We start from the raw sequence: 12828 nt of genomic DNA, 5'->3' as shown, positions 1-12828 counted from the left end.
CACACCGGCTCCACCGCGAGACAGGGGGCGCCGGCCCCTGGACAGCGGGCACCTGGATACCCCTGCTCCGCCCGGACATGGTGGGAACCACCGAACCGAAAAGGAGAAACGGATGCCGTTCGCGAACTTGAAGGTCCCAGCCGGAACCCTCACCGCCGAGCAGAAGGAGGACCTGGTCGTCAAGGTCACCGACCTGTACTGCGCCACCTTCGGCGACGCCGTGCGGGGCAACACGATGGTGCTCGTCGACGAGGTCTCCGACGGCGGATGGGGGATCCGGGGCGAGGTCCTCACCCTGGCCAGGATCGAGCAGCAGGCCTGAGCCGTTCCCGGCCCCGCGGCGACGGCGACGTTGCGGGGCCGGGATGGCAGCTCCGCAACGAACGCCTCAGAGTGCGTGGTCATGGAGCGTCGTCCTGGCCGGATCGCAGATGTGATCCTTCCTGGCCGGGTCATCGCCCCACCCCACGATCTTCACGACAGTCCCCACGCACCCGAGCCCTGCAGCCTGGCGAGGATGATCGCGGGAGAGGGGCCACCGCCACGGACGGTCAGGGCGGCGGTGCTCCTGACGTCGGCCATGCTGTCGTTCGGCGCGGTGGTGACGGCGATGAACAGCGCCGTCGGTGCCGAGACGGAGCAGGTGGTACGCGAGGCGCCGGCCGCACGTCCGCACCTGGTCCGGCCCGGCCTGCGGCAGCACGTGGACACCGTCGCCCGGGTGCGAACGGCGGAGCCCGGGGCGCTCTTCGTGCTGTCCGCGCTGGTCCTGGGCATGTTGACGTGGGTCTCGCGGTGTGGGTCCCCGCAGTGGCCCGGTCTGGTCCCGTCGCCGGCGGTCGCGCTCAGCGCGAGTTACGCGTTCTGGTTGCGTCGGGCGGTACCCGAGCAACCCCGTCGCGGACGCTTTCTGGCACCCGCTGTGGGACATCTGATACGCCGCGAACCCGGACATGCACGGCACCGAGCCCTTCGCCGACTTCCGTCCCTGGTGGCGAACCCCGGCCGTGCCCAACCTCGTCGTCATGGCCGCACTGGCCCCCGGAGCGCGAGCGTCGTGCACACGATCCGAACCCGACCGAACCGGCTGCTCACCTCGCCGGCCGCGGGCCGGCGGGTGCGTCCGCTCGGCCGAATGCCGTCCGGGCCGCGGAGGTCTTCCACGCGGCTCAGCGCGGGACCTTCGGGCCGGCCGGCGGCTCGCCGACGCGAGCTTTCGCGGAGTTCTTGCACGTTGGGGAGGGTCATCGAGCGTCTCGTTCCGTCAGGGTCCGGCGGTGAGCAAGACTAGTGCGACAGCCGGGCGGGGGAGTCGCCGGCCGGACCGGTTGCGCGCTCGGCGGGACCAGCACGTACGACCCCGTAGGAGCCCGCCGTGGACCGTCACGCATGGAAGCCGTTTCTCCAGCGCTGGAGCGAGGAGTGGCGCATCGCCCACCCCGGCGAGGAGCCGGACGACGACCCCTGGCTCGGCCGCCCGCCCGCCACCGAGGACGAGATACGCGCCCTGGAGGCTCGCCTGGGCCGCGTGCTGCCCCCGTCGTTCCGGGAGTTCCTGCTCGTCACCAACGGCTGGCGGAACGCGGGCAAGTTCGTCAGGAGGCTGCGGGGCACCGAGGAGATCGGCTGGCTGGCCGACCTGGAGCCGAGCTGGGCCGACGTGTACGCTGGCCGTGACGAGGAGGAGACCGAGCCCGCGGCGGCCCGATCGTTGCTGATCTCCCTGGAGGCGGACGCCGGCGTCATCTACCTCGATCCGGGCGACGTCGACGAGCGCGGCGAGTGGGCGGCCTACGACGTCTTCTCCTGGACGGCCATGGGCCCCGAACGGCACGGCTCGTTCTACGAGAAGATGTACGACTTCTACGCCGGATTCCACGCCCTCGACCGCCCCCGATGCGAGACCCAGCGCGCCTGGGACGCCAGGGTCGAGGAGGCCCGGCTGGAGAGCCTGCGCGGCGAGGTGGACGGCCCGCTGGCCGTGTTCGCGCAGGCCGCGCGTTTCGGCCGCGACCGCGCCTCGTTCCTGCACTTCCAGATGCGGACCCTGTTGAGGCAGGACGACGACGACCCGTTTCGCCGGCTGCTCAGGAACGACGACACCCGGTCGTGGACCCTTGACGAGGGACTGTTCGCCGTGCAGGTCGTACCGCTGCTGTTCGCCGCGCACGAACGGGACCGCCGCTTCGCCTCCGGTTCCACGCTCCAGTCCCTGCGCGAGCGGGGGCCGCAGTGGGTCAGGCACCTGCTCGGACGGCATCAGGCGCGGCGGAGGGAGCCGGGGTTCCGGCTCTGCTTCGGCAACCCGGAGTTCGACGTGGCCGCGCACGCCGCTCTCGACGCCGGCGAGGATGCCGGCGGAGGTACCGGTGGAGATTCCTGGTCGCGCCTGCGCGACGCCCTCGTCCACTGGCGGCCGCTGCATGAGGACCAGCTCGCACCCATCGCCCTGCTCGCCGACCCCCGGGCCGCCCGGCTGATCACGCCGGAACGCGGACGCGAGCTTCTGGCCACGAGACGGGGCTGAACGCGGGCCGGCCGATCACCGGTCCGCGGTGGAGGCGCGAGGTCCGCTGCCGGTGCCAGTGCCAGTGCCAGTGCCAGTGCCGGTGCCAGTGCCGGTGGCGGGGTCGGTGGCGGGATCGGGGCTCTGCCTCCGGCGGGCTTCGAGCGCGTCCAGGATCAGGTCCAGGCCGTAGCCGAACTCGCTCGTGTAGTCGTAGCCCGGCCGCAGGGCGTGGTCGACGATCATCTCCGTGAGGTACGGCAACTCGTCCGCCGGGAGCTGCTCGAGGATGCCGCCGGCCACTTCCTCCATGTCGTCCGGCGTCATCACCGGCAGGTTCGCCTCCTGGAGGACGAACCCGCCGATGTAGCTGTCGATGAGCGAGATGGCGTGCGCGGCCATCGGCAGCGTGAACCCCGCCTCCCGGAGGACGCCGAGGACGGCGTCGTGGTGGCGCAGCGTCGCCGTCCCCGGGTTGCGACGGGAATCCATGAGGCCGAGAGCCCAGCTGTGCTGCGACAGGACCGCGCGCGCGGAGGAGGCGCGCGCACGGATCGCGTCGCGCCAGTCGTCGCACCCGGCACCGGGGAGCTTGATCGCCGCGAACACCATGTCGACCACGCCGTCGAGCATCGCGTCCTTGTTCGGTACGTGGTGGTAGAGCGACATCGCCTCCACGCCCAGTTCCTGCGCCACCCGGCGCATCGTGATCGCCTCCACGCCGCCGCGATCCGCGACCCGGATCGCGGCCTCCAGCACGAGACCTCGGCTGAGCGGCTGCCGTGGCGGTGACGGTGGTGGCACGACGGCTCCGGAAGTGTGGGCGGTTGACAGCCTTACGAGTGTAAGCCATCCTTACGTACGTAAGCCGCCTTACGGGCGTAAGTCATCCCGGGTGCCGGGAGTTCGGCGAACATCCGGCCCACGACGCGCCCCACCGGGGCGAGGCAAGGAGATCCCGATGCCGATGCCGAGGTGGTGGGGGCACGTGAACAAGCGAGTGTTCAACCCCCGCGCGCTCGCGGGCGGGAAGTGGCCTGTCCTGATTCACGTCGGACGTAACTCCGGCGCGACGTACCGCACCCCTCTCGACGCGTTTCCCGTCGAAGGCGGCTACCTGTTCGTCCTGGTTTATGGATCCCGCTCGGACTGGGTGCAGAACATCCTGGCGGCCAGCAGCGCACGGCTGCGGGTCGACGGGAAGGAGGTGGAGCTCGCCGCCCCGCGCCTCGTCGGGGAGGACGAGGCGTTCCAGGCCCTGTCCGACGACGTGAAACGCCCACCGAAGCTGCTCCGCATCAGCGAGTTCCTCCGCATGGACCTGGTCGCAGGTTGACGATCTGAACCTGGTTGCAGGCTGACGATCCGGACCTGATTGCGGGCTGACGATCGACAACCCGCGAACACGCGCCCGGCGGGCTATTCCGGACGCCAGCGGCCGATCTTCTTCGACAGGAGAGTGGCGCCGATGCGCGCGTAGAAGCGTTGCGCGGCCACGTTGGTCTCGGCCACCTCCCAGCGGATCACCTTTCCGCCGGCGGCATCGGCGGCGGCCCGCATCAGCTGCTCTCCTACGCCACGGCCGCGTTCCGTGCCGTCCACGTACAGGTCGTCCAGTGCGAGGTAGTCCTCGCCGGACCAGAAGCTGACCCGCTGCAGCCAGGAGACGTACCCGATGGCCTGGCCGTCGCGCTCGGCGATCAGGTAGGTGATCTCCGGGCGGGCCAGCATCCGTTCGAGGCCGGCGACGGTCACGGTGATGGCCGCTGTCTGGTCCTGGTGTTCGGCCAGGCTGCGGATGAGCCGGTGCACGGCATGGGCGTCATGGGGCGTGGCACGACGGATCGCTGTCACGGTGCTCCTTTTGTGAGAACGGTACGGGGGTTAGGTATCAAGATGGGCGAAGGAAACCGTACCCAGGCCGGGTATGAGGAGGATAGGGGTCAGCCGTGCTCGGCGTGCTGGCCGTGGTCGGTGACCTGGGCGTCGAACCAGGCGTGCAGGGCCGTGAGCAAGGAGGCGTCGGTGGTGGTGTAGGTGATCCGGGCGCCGGCGGGCAGCTGGGCGTAGCGGATGTCGATGCGGGTGTGGCCTTGCTCGAGCGCGCGCAGGCCCGGCATCTCGCCGCCGTGGATGGAGGCGGGGTCGCCGTAGTCGCCCTTGCTGAAGCCCGCGGCCTCGGCGGTCAGGTGCTCCCGGATCAGCCGCACCTGCTCGGCGTCGGCCGGGTCGTCGGAGGTGACCGTCTGCTCGCCGCCGGTGGCCGACTTGGCGAAACGGTGCGTGGTGCGCTCGAGGTCGAACGGCATCACCTGCCGGCTCCTGGCCGCGATCTCGGCCTGCCGGGCGGCCAGCGCCTGTCGCTCGTCACGGATGACGAGCACGTACGCCGTCGCGGCGACGACGACGAGCGCGAGCGCCACGATGAGCGCCTGGACGCGTCGATTCTCAAGGGTCATCTATGGCCTCCGTGAGGATGGTGAGGGCGCGCAGCACGTCGCCGCGTTCGCCCTCGGGGACACGGTTCAGAACGGTGGAGAACCGCTCGGCCCTGGCCTCGGCCAGCCGGGCCGCGGCCTGCACCCCTTGTGGCGTGAGCCGGACCAGCACGCCGCGCCCGTCGTCGGGTGCGGGGGTGCGCTCGGCCCAGCCGCGGTTGATGAGCTGCGTGACCAGCCGGCTGGTGGTGCTCTTCTCCAGCCGGAGCCGGTGCGCCAGATCGCTCTGCCGCAGCGCTCCGTCCCTGGCCAGCTCGCCCAGCGCGTGCGCCTCCGACACCGGGATGGGCTGCCCGCAGGGGGTCTGGTCCGGCTGGTGGAGGCCGAAGGCCCGAACGAAGCGGGCCACGGCTTCCTGGAGTTCCCGATCATCCGCCATGGTTCGACCATACAACCAGATGGTTGTATGGCGCAACCAGTCGCCGGTTCAGCAGGGGGAGGGCAGCACGGACAGCTCGCAGGGGTAGGAGTCGGCGGGGGCGCTCAGCACCCAGACGATCATCGCCGCCAGCGACTGCGGCCGGATGCACGCCTCGGGGTCGTACGGGCGCCCGAAGGCCCGCCTGACCTCACCCAGCAGGTCGGTCGCCGTCGCCGCGGGATAGACCGTGGTGACGCGGATCCCGTGGGCGGCCTCCTCCTCGCGCAGCGAATCGGCCAACTCTCGAAGCGCCGCCTTGCTGCCGACGAACGCCGACCAGCGGGGGGCCCCCGTCATCCCGGGCGAGGCGTTGACGAAGATCACATGGCCCCTGGACCGCCGCAGCGCGGGCAGCGTCAGCCGTACCAGCTCGGCGGCGGAGGCCACGTTCACCGCCAGCGTCCGCCGCCACGTCTCAGGGCCGGCGTCGGAGACGGCCGCGACGGGGGAGATGCCCGCGCAATGCACCAGCGCCTGCACATCCCCCAGCTTCCCCGCATCCTCCAGCGCCCCCATGGCGGCGGCCAGCGTCCCGGGCTCGGCCAGATCCGCCTCGATCCCCGGTACGTCCAGCCGCCCGGCGCCGCGCCCCACGGCGGTCACCCGATGCCCGGCCTCCACGAGCGCGCCGACCAGCGCGGTCCCGATACCCCCGGTGGCCCCGGTCACCAGCACATGTCCCATGACGACTCCCTTGATGCGCGCTGCACTTGATCACAACATGCCACGGCGGCGGGGGAACTCGTCGCCGGCGACGACGTGGCGAGGCCGAGCGGGCTTCGCGATTCGGGCCGGGTGTGTTGCGCGATGCGGGCCGGTGGTGCGGCTGGTTGCGCTCCTCGACGATGTCGCCCAGGACACTGCGGCGCTCGGTGGGGGCGGTGACGAGGCGGGGTGGTGACCGGCAGGGCGGTGACGAGGCGGGGTGGTGACGAGGCGGGGCGGTGACCGGCAGAGTTGTGTCCAGCAGGGCGGCAGCTCCAGGCCGTCGTGCGGGCGCAGGCCGCCGGGCGCCTCTTTCCCGCCCTGCCCGCCGCCGATGCGCACGCCATGACCAGGATCTGGTCGCCGGGCGGCCTCACCTGCACCGCGATGTCGTGGAGCTGGTGTACGGCCTGCTGCAGCGCAGCACGAGGTTCCGCGGGCCGCGCCTCCGACTGCCTCGTAGCGGTGCGGATCGTCCGCGCGGCAACGGGCGTAGTCCGCTGGCCTCGAGCACGACGGGACCGTCCGGCCTGCCGAGGCGAACCGTGCCCGCGTTGGCGAGGAAGCACTTCATCACCCCTGGCTGGGGCGTGGCAGAGTGCTGGGTGCGCCCGGACGGGTGGCCAGGTCGTACAGAGGTCGGTGGGCAGGTGGGTGTCGAGGTGGTCGAGCGGGTGGGCGTCGACCGCGGTGGGTCAGGAGGGTCTGGGAGGTCCGCCGCGCCAGGAGGGGAACGGGCGTAGGCCGGTGGCTGCGTCGTAGGCGGCGGTGGACAGGAGGCGGGTGGAGTCGAGTGTGGGGAGCGGGGAGTGCTCGGGGGTGATCAGGAGCGGGATCTCGGTGCAGGCCAGGGCCACGGCGTCGCAGCCTCGGGCGGCCAGTCGTTCGATGACCCCGAGGTATGCCGCCCGCGAGTCGTCGGTGAACACGCCGTTGACCAGCTCGGTGAAGATGATCTCATTGACCGTTCGGCGATCTTCCGCATCCGGCAGCTCCGCGGCGATGCCCCGGGAGCTGAGGGCGCGTGGGTAGACCGGGCCCTGCATCGTGTAGGAGGTGCCCAGCACGCCGACGCGGGTGTGGCCGTCACGGGCGGCCTGCTCGGCGACCACCTCGGCGATGTGCAGGCCCGGCAGGGCGAGGGCCGGGCCCGGGCGGTCGAGCGCCAGGTGGGCGGTGTTGTCGGGACAGACGAAGAACTCCGCGCCGGCCCGGGCCAGCCGGGCCACGCTGACCGCGAGGGTTCTGCGCACCGCGTCGTGATCGCCCGCGTCCCAGGCGGGCATGCTGCGGCCGAACGGGATGTAGTCGAGGGTCACGTCGGGATGGTCGTGCTCGCCCGAGCGCCGGAAGCCCTCCTGGCAGAAGGACAGGAAGCTCAGCGCGGCGCCCTCGGTGCTGTGCGCGAGGATGCCCAGGTGTCTCATCGTGGCGTCGACGCCGCCGTGCCGGTGCGTGTCGTGGCGGCTCTCGAGCGGCCGGTGACGCTCCTCCAGGTCGTGCATGTCCCATCCCCCGTTCGGCATGTCGGAACGCTTGGCCGTTATAGTGGACCAAGAACGAGTGTTCGTCAAATCGAACGAGAAGACTGGTGGAGCGAACGGTGGCCGACGGCAAACCTCCCTTCGAACGTATTGCGGCGGCGATTCGGCGCGAGCGCGACCGTGCCGGGATCTCGCTGACCGAGCTCGCGAAACGCTCGGGCCTGGCCAAGTCCACGCTGTCCCAGCTCGAGTCGGGCACCGGAAATCCCAGCCTGGAGACGCTCTGGGCGCTCGGCGTCGCGCTCGGCGTGCCGTTCAGCCGGTTGGTCGACCCGCCGCGCCCGGCCGTACAGCTGATCCGTGCCGGTGAGGGCCCGGCCGCCCACTCCGGCCAGGCCCACTACACCGCGACACTGCTGGCCGCCAGCCCGCCGGGGGCGCGCCGCGACCTCTACAGGATCGAGGCGCAACCGGGGGAGTCCCGGCGCTCCGAGCCGCACATGCCGGGCACGGTCGAGCATCTCCTGATCAGCACAGGGCGGGCCCTGGCGGGGCCCGTGGACGAGCCGGTCGAGCTGGCTCCCGGCGACTACCTGTCCTACCCGGGCGACGCGCCGCATGTCTTCACCGCCCTCGATCCCGACACGACGGGGGTGATCGTGATGGAGCACGTATGAGCTGAGGGGATCGAGTACGTCGGTGCGCATGGCATTGCGGATATGACGGATCCGCGGCGGTGTCGGCATCCCGCCGTCGCTCTCGGTGGACCTGTGGCGTGCCGGCCGGTCCGCCTCGTCCCTGTTGCTCAAGGGCCGGTGCCACCGGCACCGGCCTGGTGCTCGCTGGTGAGATGCCGGTGAGATGGTCGGTCAGGCCGGCCCGGCGGTGGCCGTCCGGGTCTAGTCGTGAAGCGTCCAGAGCGCCCTGCCCAGGAACAGAGGCAGGGGCAGGCGACAGGGGGAGGGGCAGGCTCGGGACCAGGCTCCAGGGGAGGCTCCGGGCCAGGCCCCAGGGGGAAGCTCGGGGGCAGACGCAGGCTCGGGACCGGCGGCGCGGTCGCGGGGGTCACCGCGAGCAGCAGCATCAGGGCCTGGGTCTTGTCCCGGCGGAGGTCGGCCGGCACGAGGCGCACGACGGGAACGGCGCAGGAACGGCGCACGAACGGCACAGGAGCGGCACAGGAGCGGTGCGAGAGCGGCGGCGCGGGAACGGTGCGAGAGCGGCGGCGCGGGAACGGCGCGGGAACGGTGCGCGAGCGACACACAAGCGGCGCAGGAGCGGCGGCGGCCTGCGGCGGTCAGTCCTCCAGTCCGATCAGGTCGCCGAGCCGGCCGGTGCCGGTGCCGGTCAGCCGGACGTCGTCGACGAACATCCCGTCCCGCATCGAGACCAACCGGTCCGCGCAGGCCGCGACCCGCTCGTCGTGCGTGACGATCACCAGGGTCTGCCCGGCCGAACGGAGCTCCTCGAAGATCCTCAGCACGTCGAGGGTGGCCGCGGTGCCGAGGTTGCCGGTCGGTTCGTCGGCCAGGATGACCAGCGGCTCGTTGACCAGCGCGCGGGCGATGGCGACCCGCTGACGCTGCCCGCCGGACAGCTGCGACGGCAGATGCCGGGCCTGGTCGGCGAGCCCGACCCGTTCCAGCAGGAGGATCGCGTGCCGCCGGGCCTCGCGCCGCGAGCGCCCGGCCAGCAGCGCGGGCAGCTCCACGTTCTCCGCCGCCGACAACTCCTCCACCAGATGGAAGGCCTGGAAGACGAACCCCAGCGACCGCCGCCGCAGCCGCGCCAGGGCCCGTTCGCTCAGGGTGTCGACGCGCCGCCCGGCCAGCCACACCTCTCCGGCGGTGGGCCGCTCCAGGCCGCCCAGCAGGTGCAGGAGGGTCGACTTTCCGCAGCCGCTGGGGCCCATCACCGCCAGCGTCTCTCCCTCGGGCACCTCCAGGTCGACCTCGTCGACCGCGCGGATCCGGCCCGGCCCCTGGCCGTGATCCTTCACCAGGCCGCGGACCTGGACCACGGCACGCGGTACGTTCATGCGTCCTCGGGATCGTCATCGACGGCGGACCAGGCCCGCTCGCAGGCTTCCAACCAGCGCAGGTCCGCCCGCAGCCGCAGCACGACCCCCTCCAGCAGCAGGACGGCGGGCGATCCGGCCGGCTCGGCCAGAACGGCGTGCTGCGCCTCGCGCAGGTGGCGCAGCAGCTCACGGCGCTGCGCCGCCACGAGCCCGACGGGGTCGGCCAGCCGGGTCGCGGCCGCCGCGACGAGCTTGAGGTGGAACTCCGCCAGGTCCGGTTTCGGCCAGCCCACCTCGGCCAGCCACGCGCTCACCCGCTGCTGCCCGGCCGGGGTCAGCGCGTAGACCTTGCGCTCCGGCCGCTCGGGCAGGCCGTCGGCGTGCTCGCAGACGACGAGCCCGGCCTTCTCCAGCCGGGCCAGGGTCACGTAGATCTGACCGGGGTTCATCGAGCCGCCCAGCGGGCCGAGGCTTCGCTGCAGCCGGGCGCGCAGATGGTAACCGTGCGACGGTTCTTTGGCGAGCATCGCCAGCACTGCGTCCTGCACCGCACTCCACCCCTCTAGCGGTCGGCCAATAGGTAGCGGCTGGCCGCCGGGGATGTCAAACGCTTGGAGGAGTGGCCGGCCGGGCGCTGGTCGTCGCGGTCCCGCCGGAGGGCCGTGGCGACGCAGTCCTTGCGTACAGCGTACTCAGTGACTTAGTCTGGCCGGAATAACCGCGTACGCCGTACCCAGGAGGTCGCCCGATGAAAGGCCCGCTGTCAGTGATCAGCGAGGACGACCGCGAGGCGGCCGTGCGGCGCCTGCAGGAGGCGTACGCCGAGGGGCACCTCTCCTACGAGGAGATGGACGAACGCCTCCACCAGGTGCTCACCGCCCAAAATCCCAGCGACCTCGTCCCGCCCCTGGCCTCGCTCCCCACGGAGAGTCCAGCCACGATCGCCGCCGTCGGCGGCCTGATCCAGCGGCGCGGAGCATGGCGGGTGCCCCGGGTCCTCAAGGTCGAGTCCGCACTCGGGAGGGTGCGGCTGGACCTGTCCCGGGCCGTCGTCGAGCATCCGGTGATCGACATCGAGCTGCAGCTCGGCACCGGCCGAGCCACGATCACGGTGCCTCGCGACGCGATCGTCGAGATGGATGACCTGCGTACCGGGTGGAAGGGCCCGCTCTACCGGATCCGGCGGCGCCCCCGTCCCGGCGGGCCGAGGATCCGGATCTCCGGGACGATGGGGCTGGGACGGTTGAAGGTCCGCCACGCGCGGCGTTGAGGCCCGCCCGTCCTTACGCCGGGACCACCTTGAGCGACTTCACCAGGGTGTGAACGTCGGGCCAGAGCTGCTTGTGGGTGTCGGGGATCGTGATCCACAGGACGGCCGGGCGAGGGCGGCCGGTGTCGACGGCGATCGTGACGGACAGCTCCTGCGATGCCTCGCGGCCGTCCGGGCTCGGCGGCATCCGCATCATCCGGGCCAGCAGCCAGCCGTGGCGTACCGGCTGTGAGGCGATGTCCTCGCCCGTCGTGCCCGACGGGAACGCGCCGGCCTGCTTGGCGTCGAGCATCGCCCGGGCGGCGTCGTAGAGGCTGTCGCCCGCGTCGAGCTCGGACCACAGGTGCTGGGAGTCGATGTCCGCCCACCACTCGCGGTCGCCGTCCGGGCCGTACGACTCCGTGAGCAGCGTCTGGCGCAGGTTGTAGCGGCCGTCCGTGACGGGGCCGTCGCTGATGGGGCGGCTCCTGCGCCAGGGCGCGCCCAGCTCGGCGAAGGACAGGCCCGTCTTGGGGTCGGTCACCCTGCCGATCACCTTGGCGCCCTTGCCGGGGTGACGCCGGAGCGTGACCACGGTCCCCTCGGCGATCCTCTTGACCACGAGATCGCTCGAGGTCGGACTGGGGGTCGGGACGGCGGAAGGGGGAGCGGAAGTGGGAGTAGGAATGGGAGTGGGAGTGGCGATCGCTTCGGCAGCAGGCGTGGGGGACGCCTGCGCGGGTGGCGTCGCCGGCGTGCCGTCACCTGTCGCCAGGTGCAGGCCGACGGCGAGCTCGGTGAGGAGCAGCGCGCCGCCGACCAGGCGGAGCCACCCGGGGAACGGCGCCATGAGGTCGCGCATGCGGTCGGAAGTCCTGGGCACGGGTCAGCCCTCCGGGGTGAGCAGGGTGAGGCCGGCGCGCCGGGCTTGTTCGACGCTGTGGCGCAGGGACTCCTCCAGATGCCGCGCACGCTCGGTCAGCTCGCCGACCTCGCCGGCCGCCAGGTGGTCGCGGACCGTCCTGGACAGCAGTTCGCGGTAGGCGTCGCCGTCCTCGGCCAGGTCCTGCAGCGTTCGCCACTCGGCGTAGACGGCCTCCGCCTCCTCGGTACGCCACGCGTACTCCTCCAGGGCGGAGATGCGCCGGGCCAGCGCCCGGGTCGCGACCGTCAGCGCCTCCTCCTGCGATGCGAGCACGGTGGAGATGCTCTCGGTGACGCGGCCGGAGCGGGCGTTGTCCTGTTCGCGGCGCAGCCGGGTCAGCTCGGTCAGCGTCTCGGCGATCTCCCAGGCCTGGCGGGGGAGGGCCACCCGGTTGGCGATGCCGTCGAGCAGGCCGTCCCGGTCGATGGGGGAGTTCAGCACGGTGTCCGTCGCGGCCACGGTGCGATCCAGCAGCGCGGCGTCCAGCGGCTCGAGCATGGACGCGTGCACGTACCTGCCGTGGTGGCGGCGGCCGTACCCGGCCACGGGGGATTCGCCCGCCATGGCCAGCAGCGCCACGGCCGCGATGCCCTGCACGGCGAGACAGGCGAGGAAGAACACCGGGAAGCCGTACGCGATCCAGACGGCGAGGACCGCCACCTGGAGCAGCACCGCTCCGGCGACGAGCGCACGGCGGTGGCCGCGGCGAGCCAGCGCCGGGACCAGAGGGAGGAAGCCCCACAGCGCCGACAGCGCCAGGGCCGCCAGCACGTCACCGCCCGTCCGGCCGCCCCACGCGGGCCGCTCGGGCGCGGGCGGCAGGTGCTCGGGATGGGCGGCCATCGCCCGGCGGTGCGCTTCGGGCAGGTCGGGGTCGAGAACGAGGGCTTGCCGCCGGCGGTCTCCGGACCTGCCGCGGATGGGGGATGTGCCAGTCATGCCGTTCCTGATCTACGCGTCGCCGGTCCGCTCGGGATCCGGCGGTCTTCTCGGGGAGATCATCCCGGCTGGCGCTTGCAC

At 72.1% G+C, this 12828-nt stretch carries 16 protein-coding genes; 5 read left to right on the top strand and 11 right to left on the bottom strand.

What is annotated here, in order from left to right; genetic code table 11:
* The first annotated feature begins 112 nt into the window (after positions 1-112).
* Entirely contained in the window at positions 113-322 is a 210-nt protein-coding gene (locus tag ACBJ59_RS24850; protein ID WP_375112634.1) for a 4-oxalocrotonate tautomerase family protein, read from the top strand.
* Between the two features lie 152 nt (positions 323-474).
* Here ACBJ59_RS24850 and ACBJ59_RS24845 read toward each other — a convergent pair whose 3' ends face one another.
* A complete protein-coding gene (locus tag ACBJ59_RS24845; RefSeq protein ID WP_375112633.1) occupies positions 475-777 on the bottom strand; it encodes a hypothetical protein in 303 nt (100 codons plus the stop codon).
* Positions 778-1375: 598 nt separating this feature from the next.
* On the opposite strand from ACBJ59_RS24845, the gene ACBJ59_RS24840 reads away from it, so the two are divergent.
* Positions 1376-2527 (top strand): SMI1/KNR4 family protein, encoded by a 1152-nt coding sequence (locus tag ACBJ59_RS24840; RefSeq protein WP_375112632.1) that lies wholly within the window; start codon positions 1376-1378, stop codon positions 2525-2527.
* Between the two features lie 15 nt (positions 2528-2542).
* On the opposite strand, the gene ACBJ59_RS24835 is transcribed toward ACBJ59_RS24840, so the two are convergent.
* Positions 2543-3310 carry a TetR/AcrR family transcriptional regulator gene (locus ACBJ59_RS24835; RefSeq protein ID WP_375112631.1) on the bottom strand — a complete coding sequence of 256 codons (768 nt, stop codon included), beginning with the start codon at positions 3308-3310 and terminating at the stop codon, positions 2543-2545.
* A 157-nt stretch (positions 3311-3467) separates the two neighbouring features.
* On the opposite strand from ACBJ59_RS24835, the gene ACBJ59_RS24830 reads away from it, so the two are divergent.
* Positions 3468-3842: a nitroreductase family deazaflavin-dependent oxidoreductase gene (locus ACBJ59_RS24830; RefSeq protein ID WP_375112630.1), complete on the top strand. Its 375-nt coding sequence runs from the start codon at positions 3468-3470 to the stop codon at positions 3840-3842.
* An 83-nt stretch (positions 3843-3925) separates the two neighbouring features.
* On the opposite strand, the gene ACBJ59_RS24825 is transcribed toward ACBJ59_RS24830, so the two are convergent.
* The 5 genes from ACBJ59_RS24825 to ACBJ59_RS24805 all read right to left on the bottom strand — a co-directional run bounded on the left by ACBJ59_RS24825 (position 3926) and on the right by ACBJ59_RS24805 (position 7656).
* Positions 3926-4360: a GNAT family N-acetyltransferase gene (locus ACBJ59_RS24825; protein WP_375112629.1), complete on the bottom strand. Its 435-nt coding sequence runs from the start codon at positions 4358-4360 to the stop codon at positions 3926-3928.
* A gap of 89 nt (positions 4361-4449) precedes the next feature.
* Complete coding sequence (locus ACBJ59_RS24820; RefSeq protein WP_375112628.1) at positions 4450-4965, bottom strand: hypothetical protein; 516 nt, start codon at positions 4963-4965, stop codon at positions 4450-4452.
* Positions 4955-5383 carry a MarR family winged helix-turn-helix transcriptional regulator gene (locus ACBJ59_RS24815; protein ID WP_375112627.1) on the bottom strand — a complete coding sequence of 143 codons (429 nt, stop codon included), beginning with the start codon at positions 5381-5383 and terminating at the stop codon, positions 4955-4957. The genes ACBJ59_RS24820 and ACBJ59_RS24815 overlap by 11 nt, the downstream gene beginning before the upstream one ends.
* A 48-nt stretch (positions 5384-5431) precedes the next feature.
* Positions 5432-6109 (bottom strand): SDR family NAD(P)-dependent oxidoreductase, encoded by a 678-nt coding sequence (locus ACBJ59_RS24810; protein WP_375112626.1) that lies wholly within the window; start codon positions 6107-6109, stop codon positions 5432-5434.
* A gap of 716 nt (positions 6110-6825) precedes the next feature.
* The gene (locus ACBJ59_RS24805) at positions 6826-7656 is read right to left on the bottom strand and encodes an aspartate/glutamate racemase family protein (RefSeq protein WP_375112625.1); all 831 of its coding nucleotides are present in this window, start codon (positions 7654-7656) and stop codon (positions 6826-6828) included.
* A 65-nt stretch (positions 7657-7721) separates the two neighbouring features.
* Between ACBJ59_RS24805 and ACBJ59_RS24800 the strand changes: the two genes are divergently transcribed.
* The gene (locus tag ACBJ59_RS24800; RefSeq protein WP_375112624.1) at positions 7722-8291 is read left to right on the top strand and encodes a helix-turn-helix domain-containing protein; all 570 of its coding nucleotides are present in this window, start codon (positions 7722-7724) and stop codon (positions 8289-8291) included.
* A 620-nt stretch (positions 8292-8911) separates the two neighbouring features.
* Here the strand turns inward: ACBJ59_RS24800 and ACBJ59_RS24795 are convergent.
* On the bottom strand, positions 8912-9652 hold the full coding sequence (locus ACBJ59_RS24795; protein WP_375112623.1) for an ABC transporter ATP-binding protein: 741 nt from the start codon (positions 9650-9652) through the stop codon (positions 8912-8914).
* Complete coding sequence (locus tag ACBJ59_RS24790; protein ID WP_375112622.1) at positions 9649-10182, bottom strand: PadR family transcriptional regulator; 534 nt, start codon at positions 10180-10182, stop codon at positions 9649-9651. The genes ACBJ59_RS24795 and ACBJ59_RS24790 overlap by 4 nt, the downstream gene beginning before the upstream one ends.
* Before the next feature lie 200 nt (positions 10183-10382).
* Between ACBJ59_RS24790 and ACBJ59_RS24785 the strand changes: the two genes are divergently transcribed.
* Positions 10383-10904 (top strand): DUF1707 domain-containing protein, encoded by a 522-nt coding sequence (locus ACBJ59_RS24785; RefSeq protein WP_375112621.1) that lies wholly within the window; start codon positions 10383-10385, stop codon positions 10902-10904.
* A 13-nt stretch (positions 10905-10917) separates the two neighbouring features.
* Here ACBJ59_RS24785 and ACBJ59_RS24780 read toward each other — a convergent pair whose 3' ends face one another.
* Positions 10918-11766 (bottom strand): hypothetical protein, encoded by an 849-nt coding sequence (locus ACBJ59_RS24780; protein WP_375112620.1) that lies wholly within the window; start codon positions 11764-11766, stop codon positions 10918-10920.
* A gap of 3 nt (positions 11767-11769) precedes the next feature.
* On the bottom strand, positions 11770-12747 hold the full coding sequence (locus ACBJ59_RS24775; protein ID WP_375112619.1) for a hypothetical protein: 978 nt from the start codon (positions 12745-12747) through the stop codon (positions 11770-11772).
* Between the last annotated feature and the right edge of the window lie 81 nt (positions 12748-12828).

Origin of the sequence: Nonomuraea sp. MTCD27 (genome assembly GCF_041950495.1) — a bacterium.
In the GTDB taxonomy this organism is placed as follows: Bacteria; Actinomycetota; Actinomycetes; order Streptosporangiales; family Streptosporangiaceae; genus Nonomuraea.
This window is presented reverse-complemented; position numbering and strand designations above follow the sequence as displayed.

Bases quoted from the DNA above. Each gene is read 5' to 3' on its own strand.
- ACBJ59_RS24785 (WP_375112621.1), top strand. From the start codon at position 10,383: ATGAAAGGCCCGCTGTCAGTGATCAGCGAGGACGACCGCGAGGCGGCC.
- ACBJ59_RS24805 (WP_375112625.1), bottom strand. From the start codon at position 7,656: ATGCCGAACGGGGGATGGGACATGCACGACCTGGAGGAGCGTCACCGG.
- ACBJ59_RS24775 (WP_375112619.1), bottom strand. From the start codon at position 12,747: ATGACTGGCACATCCCCCATCCGCGGCAGGTCCGGAGACCGCCGGCGG.
- ACBJ59_RS24815 (WP_375112627.1), bottom strand. From the start codon at position 5,383: ATGGCGGATGATCGGGAACTCCAGGAAGCCGTGGCCCGCTTCGTTCGG.
- ACBJ59_RS24795 (WP_375112623.1), bottom strand. From the start codon at position 9,652: ATGAACGTACCGCGTGCCGTGGTCCAGGTCCGCGGCCTGGTGAAGGAT.
- ACBJ59_RS24810 (WP_375112626.1), bottom strand. From the start codon at position 6,109: ATGGGACATGTGCTGGTGACCGGGGCCACCGGGGGTATCGGGACCGCG.
- ACBJ59_RS24845 (WP_375112633.1), bottom strand. From the start codon at position 777: ATGCCCAGGACCAGCGCGGACAGCACGAAGAGCGCCCCGGGCTCCGCC.
- ACBJ59_RS24820 (WP_375112628.1), bottom strand. From the start codon at position 4,965: ATGACCCTTGAGAATCGACGCGTCCAGGCGCTCATCGTGGCGCTCGCG.
- ACBJ59_RS24850 (WP_375112634.1), top strand. From the start codon at position 113: ATGCCGTTCGCGAACTTGAAGGTCCCAGCCGGAACCCTCACCGCCGAG.
- ACBJ59_RS24830 (WP_375112630.1), top strand. From the start codon at position 3,468: ATGCCGATGCCGAGGTGGTGGGGGCACGTGAACAAGCGAGTGTTCAAC.